The organism is Streptomyces sp. DH12 (assembly GCF_020873895.1).
Taxonomy (GTDB): domain Bacteria; phylum Actinomycetota; class Actinomycetes; order Streptomycetales; family Streptomycetaceae; genus Streptomyces.
In genome coordinates, this window is the sequence record NZ_JAHWGT010000042.1 from 38754 (window position 1) to 57009 (window position 18256).

The 18256-nt window shown below is 75.1% G+C and carries 14 protein-coding genes and 1 tRNA gene; 9 read left to right on the plus strand and 6 right to left on the minus strand.

The features are described 5' to 3' along the window. Positions 1 to 87 precede the first annotated feature (87 nt). Positions 88 to 771 (plus strand): MerR family transcriptional regulator, encoded by a 684-nt coding sequence (locus tag LPA54_RS28620; protein ID WP_228983081.1) that lies wholly within the window; start codon positions 88 to 90, stop codon positions 769 to 771. 60 nt (positions 772 to 831) lie between these two features. Here the strand turns inward: LPA54_RS28620 and LPA54_RS28625 are convergent, their stop codons facing one another. Together LPA54_RS28625 and LPA54_RS28630 are read right to left on the minus strand one after the other, a co-directional pair. Further along, positions 832 to 1881 (minus strand): DUF6528 family protein, encoded by a 1050-nt coding sequence (locus tag LPA54_RS28625; RefSeq protein ID WP_228983045.1) that lies wholly within the window; start codon positions 1879 to 1881, stop codon positions 832 to 834. Between the two features lie 181 nt (positions 1882 to 2062). Then, positions 2063 to 2533, minus strand: coding sequence for an NUDIX domain-containing protein (locus tag LPA54_RS28630; RefSeq protein WP_228983047.1), 471 nt, complete (start codon positions 2531 to 2533; stop codon positions 2063 to 2065). 245 nt (positions 2534 to 2778) lie between these two features. Between LPA54_RS28630 and LPA54_RS28635 the strand changes: the two genes are divergently transcribed. Next, positions 2779 to 3960 carry a helix-turn-helix domain-containing protein gene (locus LPA54_RS28635; protein WP_228983051.1) on the plus strand — a complete coding sequence of 394 codons (1182 nt, stop codon included), beginning with the start codon at positions 2779 to 2781 and terminating at the stop codon, positions 3958 to 3960. A 78-nt stretch (positions 3961 to 4038) separates the two neighbouring features. After that, complete coding sequence (locus LPA54_RS28640; protein WP_228983054.1) at positions 4039 to 4245, plus strand: hypothetical protein; 207 nt, start codon at positions 4039 to 4041, stop codon at positions 4243 to 4245. Positions 4246 to 4424: 179 nt separating this feature from the next. Here LPA54_RS28640 and LPA54_RS28645 read toward each other — a convergent pair whose 3' ends face one another. Then, complete coding sequence (locus LPA54_RS28645; RefSeq protein WP_228983056.1) at positions 4425 to 5222, minus strand: exodeoxyribonuclease III; 798 nt, start codon at positions 5220 to 5222, stop codon at positions 4425 to 4427. Positions 5223 to 5316: 94 nt separating this feature from the next. Here LPA54_RS28645 and LPA54_RS28650 point away from each other — a divergent pair, with 94 nt between their 5' ends. Next, positions 5317 to 5802 (plus strand): GNAT family N-acetyltransferase, encoded by a 486-nt coding sequence (locus LPA54_RS28650; RefSeq protein WP_228983059.1) that lies wholly within the window; start codon positions 5317 to 5319, stop codon positions 5800 to 5802. 160 nt (positions 5803 to 5962) lie between these two features. Continuing rightward, positions 5963 to 6982: a serine protease gene (locus tag LPA54_RS28655; RefSeq protein ID WP_228983060.1), complete on the plus strand. Its 1020-nt coding sequence runs from the start codon at positions 5963 to 5965 to the stop codon at positions 6980 to 6982. 225 nt (positions 6983 to 7207) lie between these two features. On the opposite strand, the gene LPA54_RS28660 is transcribed toward LPA54_RS28655, so the two are convergent. Further along, positions 7208 to 9166 carry an RICIN domain-containing protein gene (locus LPA54_RS28660; RefSeq protein WP_228983062.1) on the minus strand — a complete coding sequence of 653 codons (1959 nt, stop codon included), beginning with the start codon at positions 9164 to 9166 and terminating at the stop codon, positions 7208 to 7210. 238 nt (positions 9167 to 9404) lie between these two features. Beyond that, positions 9405 to 10406 (minus strand): asparaginase, encoded by a 1002-nt coding sequence (locus tag LPA54_RS28665; RefSeq protein WP_228983063.1) that lies wholly within the window; start codon positions 10404 to 10406, stop codon positions 9405 to 9407. A gap of 140 nt (positions 10407 to 10546) precedes the next feature. On the opposite strand from LPA54_RS28665, the gene LPA54_RS28670 reads away from it, so the two are divergent. From LPA54_RS28670 to LPA54_RS28685, 4 genes are all read left to right on the plus strand, one after another. Further along, positions 10547 to 11002, plus strand: a complete 456-nt coding sequence (locus tag LPA54_RS28670; RefSeq protein ID WP_228983067.1) for an Lrp/AsnC family transcriptional regulator — start codon at positions 10547 to 10549, stop codon at positions 11000 to 11002. A 275-nt stretch (positions 11003 to 11277) separates the two neighbouring features. After that, positions 11278 to 13059, plus strand: coding sequence for an FG-GAP-like repeat-containing protein (locus LPA54_RS28675; protein ID WP_228983069.1), 1782 nt, complete (start codon positions 11278 to 11280; stop codon positions 13057 to 13059). A gap of 860 nt (positions 13060 to 13919) precedes the next feature. Further along, positions 13920 to 17429, plus strand: a complete 3510-nt coding sequence (locus tag LPA54_RS28680; RefSeq protein ID WP_228983072.1) for an ALF repeat-containing protein — start codon at positions 13920 to 13922, stop codon at positions 17427 to 17429. Next, complete coding sequence (locus LPA54_RS28685) at positions 17426 to 17986, plus strand: hypothetical protein (RefSeq protein WP_228983075.1); 561 nt, start codon at positions 17426 to 17428, stop codon at positions 17984 to 17986. Before LPA54_RS28680 ends, LPA54_RS28685 begins: the two co-directional genes overlap by 4 nt. Positions 17987 to 18009: 23 nt before the next feature. On the opposite strand, the gene LPA54_RS28690 is transcribed toward LPA54_RS28685, so the two are convergent. After that, positions 18010 to 18083, minus strand: a tRNA-Ala gene (locus tag LPA54_RS28690). Positions 18084 to 18256 lie beyond the last annotated feature (173 nt).

Here is an 18256-nt window from a genome sequence, read left to right on the forward strand (position 1 = left end):
GCGGTAGGGGTCCGTCCGGGAAAGTTACCCGGGGTACGACATAGGCTGGCGCACGTGGCGAACGAGGGCGAGGACCGTGAGTACCGCATGGAGGAGCTGGCCGAGGCGGCCGGGATCACCCCTCGCACGCTGCGGTTCTACCGGGAACGCGGACTGATCCCGCCACCCCGCCGCGAGGGCCGCATCGCCTGGTACGGCCCCCACCACCTGGCCCGGCTGCGCACCATCGCCGGCCTGCTGGAGCGCGGCCACACCCTCAACGGCATCGCCGACCTGGCGTCCGCGTTCGAGAGCGGCCGCGACGTGGGCGAGGTGCTGGGGCTCGGCGAGCCGACGGAGGAGGAGCCGGTCCGGCTCACCCCCGAGCAGCTGGCCGACCACTTCGGCGACCAGGTCACCGCGGAGAACTTCGCCGCCGCCCTCGACCTCGGCTACCTCGCCACGGACGGCGAGGAGATCGTCCACGTCAGCCGCCGGCTGCTGGACGTGTCCTCCGCGCTGGTCGACGAGGGCGTACCGCTGGCGGCGGTCCTCGCGGCGGCCCGCCGGGTGCGCCACCACGCCGACGCCCTCGCCGAGCTGTTCACCGACCTGCTCCACGCGCACGCCCGCGGCGGGGACGTCGACCGGCTGCGCCCGCTCGCCAAGAGCGTCGTGGAGGCCGAGCTGTCGATGGCCCTGGACCGCCGGCTGCGGACCCGGGACGCCCACGGCACCCGGGACACCCGCGACTCCGAGGACGTGAGCCGGGGCGGGGGCGCGGAGGCGTGAGCCGGCGTCAGGGGCGCGAAGGTGCGTGCCGGTCGGAGGACGCGGGGCGGTGAGTCCGGGTCAGGGCGTCGCGCCGCTCGGCAGCCGCCACCAGCGGGCCTTGTAGATCCCGCCGCCGGGCAGCCGGTACGCGCCCGCGCCCGCCGGGCCCGGCCGGTGGACGGTGGCGCCGGTCGTCCACCAGTCCTCGGCGAGCCCCGGTTCCGGCACGGTGGACAGCACCTGCCTGGTGAGCGGGTCGTCGCCGACGGCCTTCACCCGCGCGCGGCTCACCGCGGCGGCGCCCGGGTAGTCCCGGACGAAGGCGCGGCGGCTCTTCACGTACTGGTGCACCGCCCTGCCGGTGCTCACCCACAGCCGGTCCGGGTCGCGCGCCACCTGCCCGAGGTCGTGCCCGCCCGGCTCCGGCAGCCGCACGCCGTACACCTCCCGCAGCGCCGGCCGCCCGCCCGCCCCGTGCGGCCGCAGCGCCACCAGCCGGTCGCCGCCCAGCGCCCACAGGACGCCGAGCCGCCCGTCCCACACCAGGCCGTGCGCGTCGTCCAGCGCGAACTCCGCGTACCGCTCGCCGGGCGGCGGCTCGTACAGCCGGACCAGGTCGCCGGTGCTGCCCGCGACGGCGACGGAGCCGTCCGGCAGCAGCTCCGCGCTGTGCGGGTTGACGCGCAGCGTGCCCGGGGCGAGGGCGCGGGCCCAGTACCGGTCACCGGAGGGGTACGCGACGACCGCGGCGAACCCGTACGAGGCGGTCGTCAGCACGTACGTCCGGCCCCGCCACCGCCGCACCTTGGCCTCGTCGGGGTGCACCCAGCTCCGCTCCGGCGCGAGGTCGGCGTAGCGCGGGTCGCCGAGCGGCGTGAACGCCCACCGCTCGGCCGCCGGCCCCCACACCCGCCGCCGCCCGTCGAACACGACGAGCCGCCGCGAGCCCTGCTCGGTGACGATCACATCGGGCGTACCGGGCGGCACGGTCCCGTCCGACGGGGCGGGGACGGCGGGGGCCGGACCGGGGGCAGCGGGGGCCGGACCGGGGGCAGCGGGGGCCGGACCGGTGGCGGGGGTGGAGGGGGCGGCGAGGGCGAGGAGCGCGGCGAGCGTCACGGCGATCACACGGCCACGCTGCCACCACCGCCGCCCCGCGCCCACGCGGGACGCGCGCCTCCCACACACACCGTCCCCGCATCAGCCCGTACGGCGCAGGCGGCCGTCGAACGGCGGGCTCGCGGCCCGTGGACCGCCGTCACGGAAGGCGTGGCCCGCCTTGTCCAGGCGGGCGACCGGTGGTTCCTTCCTACCCCAGGTACGGAGCGTCGCGGTGCTCCAGGAAGTGCCTGATCCGCAGCCGCTGCGTGTGGTGCATGGGAAGCGAGTCGAGGTCCTCGGGTGCCACGAATCGGAGTTCCGTGCTCTCTTCCGACATGGCCAGGGCGCCGCCGACGACCCGTGCGGTGAAGCAGACGTTGAACTGCCGGCGCACCTTCCCGTCGCTGTACGCGATGACGTGACGGGGATCGGTGTACGTGCCGACGAGGCCCGTGATCTCGACGACCAGGCCGGTCTCCTCCTTGGCCTCCCGCACGGCCGTGCCGGGCAGCGAATCCCCCATGTCCATCGCCCCGCCCGGCAGCGCCCACAAGTCGTTGTCCCGGCGGCGCTGGAGGAGTACGCGCCCCTGCCCGTCGGTGACGACGGCAGAGGCTGCGACGACCAGGCTGTTCGGCCGGGGGGCGTTCGGATCGTCGTAGTACTCGGTTCGTGCCACGGCCCTCAGCCTTCCACGGAGCAGGCCGTTTCCCACACGGCGTCGAAGCTCCCCGCGCAGGTGTCGAACATGCCCCGCCTGCTCCTCACGCCCGCGCGGCGCGCGCGGCTTTCCCATGCGGTGGCGCCGTATCAGCCCACGCGGTGCGCACCCAGTGGAGACGCCCCGGTGACGTCAACGGCTCGCCCTCGCCCAGGCGCTGCACGGCCTGCGAGGCGCCTCCTCGCGCGCGTACGCTCGGTTCCATGCCTGCCAACCCGGGTGACCGGCTCCGGACCGTGCGGAAGCGTCGCGGGATGACGCAGTCGGGGCTCGCCCGCGAGTCCGGGGTATCCGTCTCCCTCATCCGGAAACTGGAGCAGGGCGAGCGCCGGGACGCCCGGCTGGAGACGGTACGCCGACTCGCCGTGACGCTGGGGGTGCCCACCTCGTGCCTCGTGGCGGGCACCGACGAGGAGGGCGCGACCGATGCCGTACTCGACGCGTGGGCACCCGTCCGGAAGGCGCTCGCCTCCCCGGTGGGAGACGTGGGCGATCTGGAGGAGCCGCCCACCGTGGAGGGCGTGCGCGCAGCACTCGACGCCGCCGTGCCCCTGTTCTCCGGCGACCGGTTCGCGGAGCTCCGGGCGGTCCTTCCCCCGCTCGTCCGCGACGCGGGCACCCTGGCCGGGCTGAGCCCGCAGGGGCGCGCCGTGCAGGTGCGCCTCCTGCACCTCACCGGCTGGCTCCTGACGCAGACCCGGCAGTTCGACGCGGCGGAGCGGTCCCTTGAGGCAGCCCTCGACGGATCGGCGGACCCGGTGCAGGGCGCGTCCACCGTCAGCACGTTGTGCTGGCTCCGCCTGCGGCAGGGCAGGCTCGCCGACGCACGGGAGTGGGCCACCCGGTGGGCGGACGAGACGGAACCCCGCCTGTCACGGGCGACCCCGGACGAACTGAGCGCGTGGGGATGGCTGCTGCTGCGCCTCTCGGCCGCCGCCGTACGGGACAACAGGCCCGAGGAGGCCGAGGAGGCGTTGCGGCTCGCCCACGCCGCCGCCGTCGCGATGGGCCGGGAGTTCGCCCCGGACGGCGACTTCCTGCGGGCGTTCGGCCCCGTCACGGTACTGCTCAAGCGCACGGAGAACGCCATGGTCACGGACCGCCCGGACGTGGTGCTGCGGTTGGCGGCCAAGGTCCCGACCGGAGGGATGCGCCCCACGTCGAACAACCGCAACCGCCATCTCCTCGATGTCGCCGACGCGTACACCATGACCCGGCAGTACGGGGCGGCCGTGGACATTCTGGCCGACATCCGGAACGCCGCTCCGCAGTGGCTCCCGAACCAGCGTTACGCGCGCGACATCCTCGGCAGGATCGTCGCCCGGCGGAGGACGCCGACCGCGTCCATGCGCTCCCTCGCCGACACCGTGGGCCTGCCCCTGTGACGGTGCGTGGCACTACCGCCCGCCGCTGGGCGGAACTGCCATTGTTGCTGGTCAATGGCGCCCCTAGCGTCGGGTGCCATGACCACCGAACCAACGCGTCACACCCACCGGCCGCCTGCTTCGCCCTGGTGGCTCGACCCGGTATCCGAGCCCGCCCCCGCCGAGGGCTGCGCCGAGTGCGCCGGGCTGGACGACTTACGTGCCCGCGCCCGCGAGCGCGGGGACATGTCGGCCGTCTCGGACTGCAACGTCCTGCTGCGGCGGCACCCGGGCGGCCACCGGTGAACCGCCCGGGGCGGCACGGGGAGGACCGGCCGCTCCTGACCCTGCGGGTGTCGCGGGACGGAGGGCTCACCTGGGGCGACCGCGTCATCCTGCACAGCCGGGAGAAGCGCCCCCCTGTACTCCTCCGTCTGGCCGCCCTGCGCCTGCCCCCGCTGCCGCACCGCCGGGCATCGGGAGGCTCACGGCCCGTAGACCGCCGTCACGGGGGCGTGGTCGGACCAGCGCTCGGCGTGGGTGGCGGCGCGCTCCACGTGGGCCTTCAGGGCGCGTGCCGCGAGGCCGGGGGTGGCCATCTGGTAGTCGATGCGCCAGCCCGCGTCGTTGTCGAAGGCGCGGCCGCGGTAGGACCACCAGGTGTAGGGCCCCTCCTGGTCGGGGTGGAGCGCGCGGACCACGTCGACGTACCCGGCCTCGTCGAGGACGCGGCCGAGCCAGGCGCGCTCCTCCGGGAGGAAGCCGGCGTTCTTCCGGTTGGCCTTCCAGTTCTTCAGGTCGGCCTCCTGGTGGGCGATGTTCCAGTCGCCGCAGACGACGACCTCCCGGCCGTCGGCGGCAGCGCGCTCCCGCAGCTCCTTCAGGTACGGGAGGAAGGCGTCCATGAAGCGGACCTTCTCGTCCTGCCGCTCGGTGCCGACCTCGCCGGAGGGCAGGTAGAGGCTGGCGACGGTGACGCCGGGCAGGTCGGCTTCCAGGTAGCGGCCGGACGCGTCGAACTCGCTCACCCCGAAGCCGACCCGCACGGCGTCCGGCTCGCGCCGCGTGTAGAGGGACACGCCGGCCCGGCCCTTGGCGGCGGCCGGCGCGTGCGCCGCGAACCAGCCCTCCGGCGCCCGGACCGCCTCGGGGAGCTGCGCCTCCTGGGCCCGCACCTCCTGAAGGCAGACCACGTCGGCGGCCGTGTCGGCCAGCCACTCCACGAAGCCCTTCCCGGCGGCGGCGCGCAGTCCGTTGACATTGACGGTCGTCACAGTGAGCATCCCGGCACAATACGACAGAGCGTCCACCCGTCCGACCGCCCCTCCGACCGCCCGTCCGACCACCGCCACATCGCATAGAAGTACGATCCTCCGCATGAATATTCAACGTGTGCCCTTCGACCACCCCGACGCGGTCAAGCTGAACGACGAGGTCCAGCTGGAGTACGCCCGGCGCTACGGCGACGAGGGGGACCTCACGTACCTCGACCCGGACATGTTCCGACCGCCGCGCGGCCTGTACCTGATCGCGTACGACGAGCGGGACCGGCCGGTCGCGACCGGCGGATGGCGCACCCAGGACGAGAACGACGAGGGCTACGCGGACGGCGACGCCGAGCTGAAGCGGATGTACGTCGTGCCCCAGGCGCGCGGCCTCGGCCTCGCGCGGCGCATCCTGCGCCTGCTGGAGGACGACGCCCGCGCCGCGGGCCGGTCGCGGATGGTCCTGGAGACCGGCGACCAGCAGCCGGAGGCGATAGCCCTGTACACCTCCTGCGGTTACACGTCCTGTGCCAAGTTCGGCTACTACCGGACACACGAGAGCAGCCTCTGTTTCGCGAAACCGTTGACGGGTCAGTAATAAGACAGTGACGCGCCCCTGACAATCACAGCGGGGCGTGGCACGCTGCCCCCCAAGCCGATCCGGTATCGCGATCCGCACAGGCACCCCCTTCGTCACCCCCCACTCCCCTGCCCGGACGGCCGACGGCCGCCGGGCACGGCAGAAGGAGACACGTGTGATGCGCCTTCGCCCCTCCGCAGCCGCCCTGCTCCCCGCCGGAGCCCTGCTCGCGGCCGCGCTGACCGCCGCCCCCTCGGCGGTCGCCGCCCCCGCCCCCGACAAGCCCGCCCCCGACACCGCGGCCGCCGCGACCCACGCGGTGCCGGCGGCCGAGCAGCAGGGCGCGGCCGGGTTCTGGACCGCCGACCGGATGCGCGGGGCCGCGCCGCTCGACCTGGCGCCGACCCCGGCGAGGCTGGCGGCGCTCAGGCCGCCGAAGCCGGGCGGCACGACGACCACGGTCGCGCCGACCGCCCCGGCGGGGCACTCCGCGGACGCGGCCGCGGGCCCCCTGGCCTTCCCGCAGGCCGGCGGCGCGTGGACCGGCGGCGGGGCGGTCGTGAAGACGTCCGGCCGGGTGTTCTTCACCCACCAGGGCCGCACGGCGTCCTGCTCCGGCAACGCCGTGACGGCCAAGAACCAGTCGACGGTCCTCACCGCCGGGCACTGCGTGAAGTACCAGGGCAGCTGGCACACCAACTGGGTCTTCGTCCCGGCGTACGCCGACGGCCAGGCGCCGTACGGCCAGTGGACGGCGACGAAGACGCTCACCACGCCGCAGTGGCAGGCGAGTGAGGACATCAACCACGACATCGGCGCCGCCGTCGTCGCCCCGCTGAACGGGCAGACCCTGACGTCGGTCACCGGCGCGCAGGGCGTGCAGTTCAACGGCGGCTACAACAAGGCGATGTACGCCTTCGGCTTCCCGGCGGCCTCCCCGTACGACGGCTCCAAGCTCGTGTACTGCAGCGGGAACTCCTCCAAGGACTTCCTCTTCTCGCAGGACCACTCCCTCGGCTGCAACATGACGGGCGGGTCGAGCGGCGGGCCGTGGTTCACCGGCTTCAGCGAGGCCACGGGCACCGGCCTGCAGGTGTCGGTGAACAGCTTCGGCTACACCTTCCTGCCCAACCGCATGTTCGGACCGTACTTCGGCAACGAGGCGCAGGCCCTGTACGACCAGGCCCAGGGGTCCTGACCCGAGGGGACCCGCCCGAGGGGACCCGCCACCCGCCCCACCGCGTCCCGGTCGCTTCCCGCGCCTCCGGGACGCCACGCCCCACGACGGCCCGCCGGCCCCGCACCGGCGGGTCGTCGCCGTGCCGGGTGGCGGGCGGGGGGGCCTCGCCGTGCCGCCACACCGGCCTGCCGGGTGGCGGGCGTCACGGCGTACGGGGAGCGGTTCACGGGTCGTCAAGGCGGGTCAGGCGCGGGCGGCTCCGGGCTGGGACCCCGCACCGGTACCGGCACCCGGCCCACCCCCGCCCGTCGGCCCACCCCCGCCCGTCGGCCCGACGCCGTCGTCCGGCCCGGCGCCGCCACCCGGGCCACCCCCCGGACCGGTGCCGGGCGGGGTGGCGGGGGCCGAGCGGGGCGCGGCGGGCGGGGTCGCGTCGGCGGGGCCGGGCGCGGACCCGGCCGGCGGGGGCGAGTCGGGGCGCGCCGCGTCGGTCAGCCAGTGCTGGGCGGGCGAACCGTCGCGCAGCCGTACCACCACGCTCGCCCCGGCCAGCGGCGCGGCCGGGGCGAGGGCGAGGTGCGCGTCCCGGCGCGGGACCACCGTCCCCTGGACGGTGAGGTCGTACCGCGCGTCCGGCGACCCCGGCGCGCACGCGGCGAGGACGACCGTGCCCTCGGGCCGCCCCGCGTCGGCGCACAGGCCGGGCGCGGCGGCGCTGCGCAGCGTCCCGTCGGGCTCGTAGGACCACAGCTGCGTGGCCGCCCCCGAGCACTCCGCGACGACCAGTTCCACCCCGGCCACCGGGACGCGGTCGCGGACGTCCAGGCACGCGCCGCCCGCTCCGGTGGCGCGCAGCCGGGTGCGCAGGACGCCCGGCGCGGGGTGGCCGGCCTGCGCGGGCGGCGGGGGCGCGGCGGCGGGCGGCGGCGGGGCGGGGTCGGTCCGCGCGGGCGGGGCGGGCGCTCCGCCCGCGGTGGGGGCGGCGGTGGGTGTGGCGGTACCGGCGGGCGGCAGCGCGGTCGGCGGGCCCGCGCCGTCCGGCCACAGGGTCGCCGCGACGGCCGCGACGGCCACCGCGGCGACGGTGGCGGCCACGGCGAGACCCGCCCCGGACACCCGGCCCGCCCCGGGCCAGGCGCCCCGCCGCCGCAGTCCGTCGGCGACGCGGCCCCGCAGGGCCGCCGCGCGCCGCCCGGCCCGGTGGCCGCCGCCGGGGCCGCCGGGCGGCCGGCGGCGGGCGGGGCGCGAGTCGAGGTAGCGGGCGGCGCCCTCGCCGAGGACCGCCTCGGCGAGCAGCAGGGGCAGCCGGCCGTCGAAGTGCCGCAGCTGGTCGGCGGCGTACCGGCAGTGCGGGCAGCGGGCCAGGTGGCGCTGGATGTCGGGGATGAGCGGGCCGGTGCGGCGCAGGGAGATGTCGAGGAGCCGCCCGTAGTGGCGGCACTCGGCGTCCGGGGCCAGTTCGTGGTGGGCGGCCACGCAGCCGGCGCGCAGCAGTTCCCGCGCCTCGGCGAGCGCCTCGGCCGCGCCGCGCGGGTCGACGGCGAGGAGGGCGGCGGGGATGGACAGCCCTTCCGCCTCGACCTCGCGGTGCCACAGCAGCACCTGGGCCGGGAGGGGCAGGGCGTGGAAGGCGCGGGCGGTCAGGAGGCGGTCGTCCCCCGGTTCGGCGGGGGCGCGCAGGCCGGGCAGCACCGCCGCGAGGGACTCGCTGGCGGCCCAGGAGCGCAGCACCCGGCGGGCGGCCACCAGGAACAGGGGGCGCAGCGCGACCGCGGCGCCGCCGGCGTGGGTGCCGCCGGTACTCGCGCCGGCGGCGATTCCTCCCCCGGCGCCTGTCCCACCGGTGCTTCTTCCACCGGAGGCCCCACCGCCGCTGTTTCCCCCGCCGGCGATTCCACCGGGACCGGTACCGGCACCGTTTCCACCCTTTCCACCGCTTCCGCCGGTGCCGCCCGTGCCGATTCCGGCGCCCGTGGCGGCGAGTGTTTCCAGCGACCGGGAGAAGGCCGTCGCCGTGGCCATTTCCGCGGCCCGGTGGGAGGGCGTGAACAGGGACGCGTAGTCCCGTACCGGTTGCCAGTGGCGGGCCGTCAGCGCTGCCGCGGGGAAGGGGTCCGGGTCCCGCTCGGCGGCTCCGAGGTGCAGCGCCGCGACCAGCCGGGCGTCGGAACCCCCGGATATCGGCCCGTGGGAATTCTGCATGGGCGTCTTTCCGTCCGGGAAAAGAGTGGGGGGCGCCTCAATGGTTCGTACCTTCACGGACGGATCGTCGTGGGAAAGCGTCCGCTCGGTGGAAAAGCCGCCTGGTGGGCCGTGAGGGGCCTCACTTTTACACAACTCCCCCGCACGGAACAAGAGTTCCCCGCGGTACGCCTGCCGCCCCGGCGGCGGGAATTCCGTGGCGGGGTGGCGGAGCGGGGAGGCGGTCCGGCGGGGTGGGTCAGACGCGGGCCGGCGCGGCGACGGACTCACCGAGGGCGTGGCGCAGCACCCGTACGCGCTCGGCGGGGTCGGCGGTGGCGAGCACGGCGGCCAGGACGGCGATGCGGGCCTGCCCGGCGCGCAGGGTCCCGGTGGGCAGGGCGCCCGCGGCGACGAGGTCGACGGCGCCGCCGTGGGTGTAGATCTGGGAGACGGGCCCGGCGTGCACCCGGGTGGTCAGGGCGACGAGGACGCCCCGCGCGGTGGCCTCGGCGACGGCCGAGACGACCTCGGGCGTGGCGTTGCCGGCGCCGGTGGCGACCAGTACGACACCCTGGGCGCCGGCCGCGACGGCCGCCTCCAGGAGCACCGGGTCGCCGTCGGCGTGGTGCATCACCATGTCGACGCGGGGGCGCGACTCCGGCATGCCGGGCAGCGGGAGCGGGGCCGGCCGCGCGGGGCGGCGCAGCACGGAGACCTTGCCGAAGCCGATGTCGGCGATCCGCGCGCCGGACGGGTCGGCGAACGCGTCGGCGTCGAGGGTGTGCGTCTTCACCGTGCCGCGCGCGGCGTGCACCTTGCCGTCGAAGGCGACGAGGACGCCGAGGTCGCGGGTGCGGTCGGCGGTGAGGAGCGCGTCGTGGAGGTTGCGCGGGCCGTCGCCGTCCTCGGCGTCCAGCGGCAGCTGCGCGCCGGTGAAGACGACGGGACGCGGGTCGTGGTGGTACAGGTCGACGAGGAACGCCGACTCCTCCAGGGTGTCGGTGCCGTGCGTGACGACGACGCCGTCCACGCCCGGGTCGGCGAGCACCTCGTGCACCGTGCGCACCAGGGTGAGCTGGTGGTCGGTGGTCAGGCGGGGGCTGTTGACGCTGAACAGGTCGACCACCTCGACGGTGACGCCCTCGGGCACGGCGGCGGTCGCCATGACCTCCTGGCCGTGCGCGTCCGCGGCGAAGCCGGAACCCTGCCAGCGGCTGGCTATGGTGCCGCCGGTGCTGATGACGACGATCCGTCCCACGGTTGCCCTGCCCTCTCCTCGCCGCGTCCATCGCGACTCGACCGAACGGAATGTTCGAACGCAAGGATAGAAGAGCGAGCGCGCAATCCGATCGCCTTCTCCCCCACCGGTCCCGCGCATCACTGGTGGATAATTGCGCCATGGACGAGATCGACCGCGCAATCTTGCGCGAGCTCCAGGAGGACGGCCGGCTGAGCAACCAGGAGCTGGCGGCCCGCGTGGGCCTGACCCCCTCCCCCTGCATGCGGAGGGTGCGGCAACTGGAGCAGGACGGGGTGATCCGGGGGTACCGGGCGGTGATCGACCCTGAGGCGGTGGGCCGGGGATTCGAGGTGCTCGTCTCGATCGAGGTGAAGCGCGACCGCGAGGCCGTCGAGGCGTTCGAGGCGGCGCTGCGGGACATCCCGGACGTCGTGGAGGCGTACCGGCTCTTCGGCAGCCCCGGGTGCCTGCTGCGGATCGCGGTGGCGGACCTGCGCGCCTACGAGCGGCTGTGGATCGAGAAGCTGACCGCGCTGACGGGCGTCACGGAGGTCAACTCGCAGATCATCATGAAGCGCGTGAAGGAGCCCCGCGGCCTGCCGGTCGACGGCTGAGGACCCCACCGTCCGACCCGCCCCGTAGCGCCCGGCCCGCCCCCGCCCGAGCGGCCGGCTCCCCGCCCCGGCGGCTCCCCGCCCCGGCGGCGTCCCGGCCTGCTCGCGGCCGCGGTCCCGCGTGGCCCGTGGCCGGAACCGTGACCACGAATCGACAAATCCGTACGGGGTCGCCGAACCCGGTTGTATGCTCCGTCCGCCGCCGAGCCGCCCCGCGCGCCCCCGCGCGCCGCGCCGCGCTCGCGGCCTCTCTTCACTCACCCCAGGGGGGGTCCATGACGTTCCACCGCACGTACCGAACCCGGTCGCACGCCCGGAGACTGGCGTCCTGCACCGCGCTCGTCCTCTCCGCCGGCCTGCTCCTCTCCGGCACCGCCGCCACCGCCGTCGCCGACGACGGCCCGCGCGTACCGGCGCAGCGCACGCCCGTCGAGCGCACGGCGCCCGGCATCGACCGGCCCGAGGGGCAGTTCCCGAAGCCGCGCACCCGCATGTCGACGGGGTCCACCGCCGAAGCCGCCGCCGGAGCGCCGAGCCGCCACGACTTCACCGGCGACGGGGCGAGCGACCTGCTCTACCGGGGCCTCGACGGCCGTTTCCACCTCAAGCGTTCCGAGGCCCCGGCCGACGACATCGATTTCGGCCTCTTCGGGGAGCTGGACGAGAAGTTCAAGGACGTCATCCCGGTCGGCGACCTCACCGGCGACGGCACCACGGACGTCCTCACCCTGTCCCCGTACGGGACGCTGTCCTTCCGCGAGACCCACACCGGCGGCAGCGGCACGTCCGACCCGTACTGGAACGGCAGCGGCTGGCAGATCTACAACAAGGTCCTCTCCCTCGGCGACGTCAGCGGCGACGGCACGGTCGACGTGCTCGCCCGCACCCCCGCCGGCGAGCTGTACCTCTACCGCGGCAACCGCTCCGGCAGCGCCCCGCTCCAGGCACGCGTCAAGGTCGGCACCGGCTGGGGCGCCTACGACCAGCTCGTCGGCGTGAACGACGCCACCGGCGACGGCCTCGGCGACCTGTACGCCCGCACCCCCGCCGGCGACCTGCTCCTGTACGCGGGCACCGGCTCCGCCGCCGCCCCGTTCGAGGCGCCCGTGAAGGTCGGCACCGGCTGGCACGTCTACAACCAGCTGACCAGCTCCGACGACATCACCGACGACGGCCGCCCCGACCTGTTCGCCCGCGACGCCGCCGGCACCCTGTACTACTACGGCACCGACGCCACCGGACGCCCCACCGCCCGCCAGGGCTTCGGCGCGGGCTGGAACACCGTCGACCTGTTCGCCGGCTCCGGCGGCAACCCGGCGACCGGCAAGTCGTCGATCCTCGGCCTGGACACCAAGGGCACCCTCTGGGCGTACTACTCCCGCAACAACGGCACCCTCACCGCCCGCGACCAGCTCAGCGACGTCGGCGGCTGGGCGGGCGCCCGCGTCACCTTCGCCAACTCCCTGGACGGCAACGGCGAAGCGGACCTCCTGGAGGTCTACGACGGCCACCTGTACAACTACGACCGGTACGCCGACGGCCCCTACGACCTGGGCCGCGGCTGGGGCGTGTACGACACCCTCGTCGGCCCGGGCGACCTGAGCGGCGACGGCAAGGGCGACCTGCTGGCGCGCACCCCGGCCGGCGCGCTGTATCTGTACCGCGGTGACGGCGGCGGCTACAGCCTCGCCCCCCGCCTGTCCCTGGGCACCGGCTGGAACGCCTACAACGCCCTCGTCGGCGGCGGCGACATGACCGGCGACGGCCGCGCGGACCTCCTGGCCCGCACCCCGGACGGCACGCTCTACCTGTACGCGGGCACGGGCACCCCCGGCGCCCCCTTCAAGGCGCGCGTCAAGGTCGGCACCGGCTGGAACGCGTACACGAAGTTGGCCTCCCCCGGCGACATGACGGGCGACGGCCGCGCCGACCTCCTGGCCGTCACCTCCGGCGGCACCCTGTACCGCTACACGGCCACCCACACGGGCGGCCCCAACCCCTTCACCACCCGCGCCAACCTCGGCACGGGCTGGAACACCTACCGCACCCTCCACTGACCCACCACCCCACCACAGGAGCCCCGGCCGCCCCAGGCGCCGGGGCTCCTCCCGTGGGCGGCCGTGCACCGCGCGGACCCCGGTACAGGGAAAGCCTCCGAGACGTCCTCAGCCCCGCACGTGACCCACTGTCACCCCGCGCACCTAGGATCGGGCCCCACCACCCTCAGCGAGTCGAGCGGGGAGCAACCTGCCGCTGACCGCGGTCGGTCCTGGCGTCCCACGCGATCAGGTCAGGCGCTGGCAGCGGCATCGCCGACGACGACTACGCGAGGTTCCTCAATGGATCCGCCGTCCCGGTGGTTCCCCGACGCCGATCGCGAACAGAAGGGCGGAGGGGGCCGGCGCCTCCCAGTCGAGGTCGCGGCGCCGGGTCCTCCGCCGGCAGACCCACCGTCGAGGCGCGCTGTAGCGCAGGTCACACCGGAACCGAATCTTTACCAAGATCACTACAACCGTTTCGGCGCGTGACGCACCTCACCACGGGCGCCCCGGGGATGCCCAGTTCCTCCGCGTTTCCGCATTGGACGCACCCGCCGGGCCCCCGCTTCGATAAGGGGCGTCAACCCGCGGGGGCCGGCGACGAGGAGCTTTCCCCGCCGACTGCCGGCGTCGAAGGCCGCAGCGAAGCCCCGCGGCGCATCGGCGTGTGTCCCCGGCGGCCCGACCGCGACCGGTGCCCCGGCACGGGCCGTGGCGGCGAGGGCCTGCGTAAAGAGCGCTTCGCGGACCGGGGCCTCGACTCGGAGCACCGACGTGGGGACGGCGACGACCACGACGGTCCGTCGACGGCCGGGAGCACGTCCCGGCCGACATCAGTGGAGTAGGAGGGAGCCGTGATGTCACGGCCTTCAGGACAGGTGTTCAGCAGACGTCAGATGCTGGGCATCTTCACGGCGGTGGGCGCCGGTTGCGCGCTGCCCGCCTGCGCGATCGGGGCCCACCCGGCGTACGCGGCGAGCGGGACGGGCTCCCTGGCGGTGCCCGAGGGAGCGGGTCTTCCGGACACCGACCGCGGCAAGGTGGTCTGGGCCTACAAGTCGGGCGGCCGGGCGGTCCGCACCGCGGCGGCCGCGGCGCTGGCGGGCAGCGCGGCGGACGTGGCGGCGTTCCTCGACCGGAAGCTGCCCGTCGCCCGGGCCGAGGACAACCGGTTCACGCTCATCAAGTCCCTCTCCACCGCGGGGAAGGCGACTCGCGAGGGTGCCAACGGCGCGCTGTCCGGCGGGGACGCGGCGATCGAGACCTTCCTGAAGGGCGGCTTCCGGGCCGCGGTGCACGAGGACCTCAGGGTGGCCGTCAGCACGGTCATGGCCCACGGCGGTCGTGCCGTGAAGCGCGGGGCGTCCGCTGCCCTGGACACCGGTTCGGAGTTCGCGTTGCGTGCCTTCCTCAGCGGCGGGCAGTACACCGCCCACGAGGAGGACGACCGTGTGCAGGTGCTGTCCATCCTCGTGACGGCGTCACCGCAGGTGCGTGAGTACGCGGAGCGGGCGCTGAACGACGGGTCGCCGAGGGCGATCCGGTGGTTCCTGGAGACCGGCCAGCACATCGCCCGGGCGCGTGACGAGGAGACCGCGACGATCGAGCAGCTGGTCAAGGTCGTCGAGACGGAGGGGCGCCGCGCCAGCCGGAAGACCGACGAGGCCGTGGAACTCTCCGCCCAGGCGGTCCAGGCCGCCGAGAAGGCGAAGAGCGCGGCGCTGGAGGCCAAGGCCGAGGCCGAGGCCGCCGAGCGGGACGTCCAGCGCTCGGCCGTCGCGGCGAACAAGGCGGCGGAGGCGGCCAGGGGCGCCGCCGCGGCCGCGTCGACCGCCGTGTCGGCCTCGCGGACCGCGCAGGCCGCCTCGCGGCGTGCGGTGGCGGCCGCGCAGGCCGCCGCAGCGGCCGCCGCGGCGGCGGGACGCGCCGCGGCGCACGCGTACCGTGCCGCGATCGCCGCCTCCAAGGACGCGTCGATGGCGTCCGCCGCCAGGACGGCGGCGGAGATCGCCCGGAAGATGGTCGGCTTCGTCCGCTCCGTGGCCTTGAAGGCCGACATCGCGGCGGTGGCCGCGCAGGCGGCCGACCAGGCGGGCGCGGCTGCCGCCGGTTCGGCGCTCAACGCGGCCGCCGCCGCCCGTGCTTCGGCCGACGCGGCCGTCGCCTCCGGTGCCGCGAGGGCCGAGTCCGCCGCCGCGCAGCGGGCCGCCGCCGAGGCGGAGGTCGCCGCGAACCGGGCGACTCAGGCCGCGGGCAGGGCGCGGACCCTGGCCGGGCAGTCGGCTGCCGCCGCCCGCGCGGCGCGTGACGCGGCCAACAGCGCCGCCGACCACGCCGAGAAGGCGGCCGCCGCCGCAGAGGAGGCCGCCGCCCACGCCGGCAAGGCGGTCGACTACGCCAACCGGTCGACGGCCGCCGCCAACGCCGCTGTCGAGGCGGCGAACAAGGCCGCCGCCGCCGTCGCCAAGGCACGCGAGGTCGAGCAGGCGGCTCGTGAGGCCGAACTCGCCAGGCTCGCCGAGGAGACCGAGGAGGCGATCGAGCGGGCCAGGCTGGAGAGGGTCGCGGAGACGGACCTGCTCGAACGGTCCAACCGGCAGCGGACCCAGGAAGCGCGCCTGTCCGAGGAGGTCCTCGCACTGATCGGCGCCGCCGAGTCGGCGCTGCGGGACGGGAACGTCGCCGAGGCCGTGGCGGCGGGGCGCAGGGCGGCGGTCCAGCTCATCGACCGGTCGGGGACCTGGACCCGGGAGGCCGCGGAGTTCGCGCTCGCCGGTTCCGACGAGGACGTCGTCCACTGGATCGAGGCCGACCGTGTCATCGCTCTGAACCAGGACAACGCCGAGAACGTCGCGGCGATCTCCGCGGTGTCGACGAAGAACGTCGCCACGGCGGCCCACGAGGCTCTGAAGACCGAGGACGCCGCCCGGATCAGGGGGTTCCTGGAGAGCGGGGCGGTCGCCGCGGCGAGGGAGGACAACCAGGTCGAGATCTTCAAGCTCCTGGCCGACGACTCCACCGGCAGGGCGGTGCGCAGCGCGGCCCAGGCCGCGCTCGACGCGGGAACGGCCGAGGCCCTGCACACCTTCCTGCACGTCGACCGTGCCGCGGCCGTCCGCGAGGACGACCGGGTCGCGGCCGCGACCCTCCTGGCGAACGGGGGCCCCTACGTCAAGGCGGCGGCCCGGATCGCGCTCGAGGGCGACACGCACATGCTCCGCCAGTTCGTCGGGACGACGCAGTACGACTTCGCGCGGCTCGACCACGACCACGCGACGCACATCAGCGCGATCCGCGCGGCGATCGCGCGTGCGGCCAAGACCGCGTCGGACGCCCTGGAGGACGCGGCACGCGCCTCCGAGGCAGCGGCCCGCGCGCGCAACGCCGCCGCCGAGGCGACCGACTGGGCCAACCGCGCGCAGGGCTACGCGAACGACGCCAAGCTGTCCGCCGAGGAAGCGCGCAAGAACGCCGCGGCCGCCGAGGGGTCCGCGGCCGCCGCGGCGCGGTCCGCCGAGACCGCGCGGCAGGCGGCCGCCGCGGCGCGACAGGCGAGCAGCGTGGCGAGGCACGCGGCGACGCGGGCCGTGCGGTCCGCCACCGTCGCCGCTTCCTACGCCGCGGACGCCGCGGTGTCGGCGGCGTCCGCCCGGCAGGCGTCCCTCGCCGCGGGCAAGGACGCCACCGCCGCCGCCCGAGCCGCGTTCGAGGCCAAGGTCCTCGTCATCCAGGCCGCGATACGCGAGGCGATCGAGAACGCTCGGGACAACGCGACCGTCCCCATCGACCCGGAGAAGAACGGCCTTCCCCAGGGTGCCGAGAGCTGCCTGACACCGTTCGGCAGCCCCATCCCCTCCGGCAACGCCACCAATCCGTGGGAGCTGGGGTGGAGCTGGCTCACCGGGGACGGTTCGCGCTCGCAGTGCTTCGGCCCGGACGACGAGTTCACCGGCCTCTACCGTGAGCACGAGTACACGAAGGAGGTCCTCGCGTTCTTCGCCGCCCGCACGCAGTCCGGGGACTACCAGCTGGGCCACACCTACATGTACGACTACCAGCTCGGCGGCTTCGACGGCGTCGGGAAGTACCTCACCGACTACGGGACGCTCACCACGGGAGGGCTCACCGGGAACCTGGCGTACACGTTCCTCGGCTCGCACTACGTCAGGATGACCCCCCTCCGTGAGAACGCGGACGGCTCCGTGGTGTGGCGGTACACGGTGTACAACGAGTCGGACATCGAGTCCGCGACGCACCCTCCGGTCATCGGGTACACGGACTGGTGGAGCGACACCGTCGGTTCGCTCGTCGACAAGGTCGTCGGCGAATCGGGGCCGATGTCGCCGAAGACCCAGGTCATCGAGTTCGACGTTACGCTGGGGCCGTGACACGCAAGAGGACCGGCGGACGGTGGCCGGCCACCGCCCTGACCGCCTCCGCGGCACTCCTCTCCGGGTGTACGGGCACCGGCTCGGTCGACCCCGGCGGACTCCCCGGGGTCTACCGCGACGAGGCGAGCGGCAGCGAGGTCGTGCTCGCGTCCGACGGGACGTTCTCCGCCACCGACGTGGCGGGGAAGGCCGTGGGGGCCGGCGGCGCCGACCCGGTCGACTTCAGCGGCCGATGGGAGTTCGTCGACAGCGGCAGTAGCGGCGACTTCGTCTACTTGACGGTCGACGCCGGCGAGCTCGGCAGGGTCGGCGGCATGAAGCTCCACCCGAGCGGCCGGGCGGTGGAGTTCCATGCCGATCCGGACGGGCCGCCGCGTTCCCGGCTCCGGCTGGTCCTCTGTGGCGATGGAGGTGTGACACGCACGTGCCGTCCGAGGCGACCCGCAGGGCGCCGCGGAGGCTCGGGGAACACCTGGGCCGGCACGATCCGACGCGGTTGCCGTACTCCGCTGCCGTCGCTGCCGTACGGCAAGACAAAGCCCCCGCCCGGATGACCCGGCGAGGGCTTTGATGTGCGTGGACCTGAGGGGATTTGAACCCCTGACCCCCTCGATGCGAACGAGGTGCGCTACCAGTCTGCGCCACAGGCCCTTGCGACGTGTGAAACATTAGCATCCCGATCGGGGTGCTTGGAAATCCGTCGCCCCGGGCCGCGGGGGCCGCGGTCACTCGTTGGCCGCTCGGGGGCGGTCGTCGTCCGCGTACTGGTCGAAGAGCGGGGTGCGGCCGTGGTCGCGGGGGCGGCGGGGGGCCGTCGGGGACGG

Bases quoted from the DNA above. Each gene is read 5' to 3' on its own strand.
- LPA54_RS28645 (WP_228983056.1), bottom strand. From the start codon at position 5,222: ATGCTCACTGTGACGACCGTCAATGTCAACGGACTGCGCGCCGCCGCC.
- LPA54_RS28670 (WP_228983067.1), top strand. From the start codon at position 10,547: ATGGACGAGATCGACCGCGCAATCTTGCGCGAGCTCCAGGAGGACGGC.
- LPA54_RS28620 (WP_228983081.1), top strand. From the start codon at position 88: ATGGAGGAGCTGGCCGAGGCGGCCGGGATCACCCCTCGCACGCTGCGG.
- LPA54_RS28635 (WP_228983051.1), top strand. From the start codon at position 2,779: ATGCCTGCCAACCCGGGTGACCGGCTCCGGACCGTGCGGAAGCGTCGC.
- LPA54_RS28660 (WP_228983062.1), bottom strand. From the start codon at position 9,166: ATGCAGAATTCCCACGGGCCGATATCCGGGGGTTCCGACGCCCGGCTG.
- LPA54_RS28650 (WP_228983059.1), top strand. From the start codon at position 5,317: ATGAATATTCAACGTGTGCCCTTCGACCACCCCGACGCGGTCAAGCTG.
- LPA54_RS28675 (WP_228983069.1), top strand. From the start codon at position 11,278: ATGACGTTCCACCGCACGTACCGAACCCGGTCGCACGCCCGGAGACTG.
- LPA54_RS28640 (WP_228983054.1), top strand. From the start codon at position 4,039: ATGACCACCGAACCAACGCGTCACACCCACCGGCCGCCTGCTTCGCCC.
- LPA54_RS28655 (WP_228983060.1), top strand. From the start codon at position 5,963: ATGCGCCTTCGCCCCTCCGCAGCCGCCCTGCTCCCCGCCGGAGCCCTG.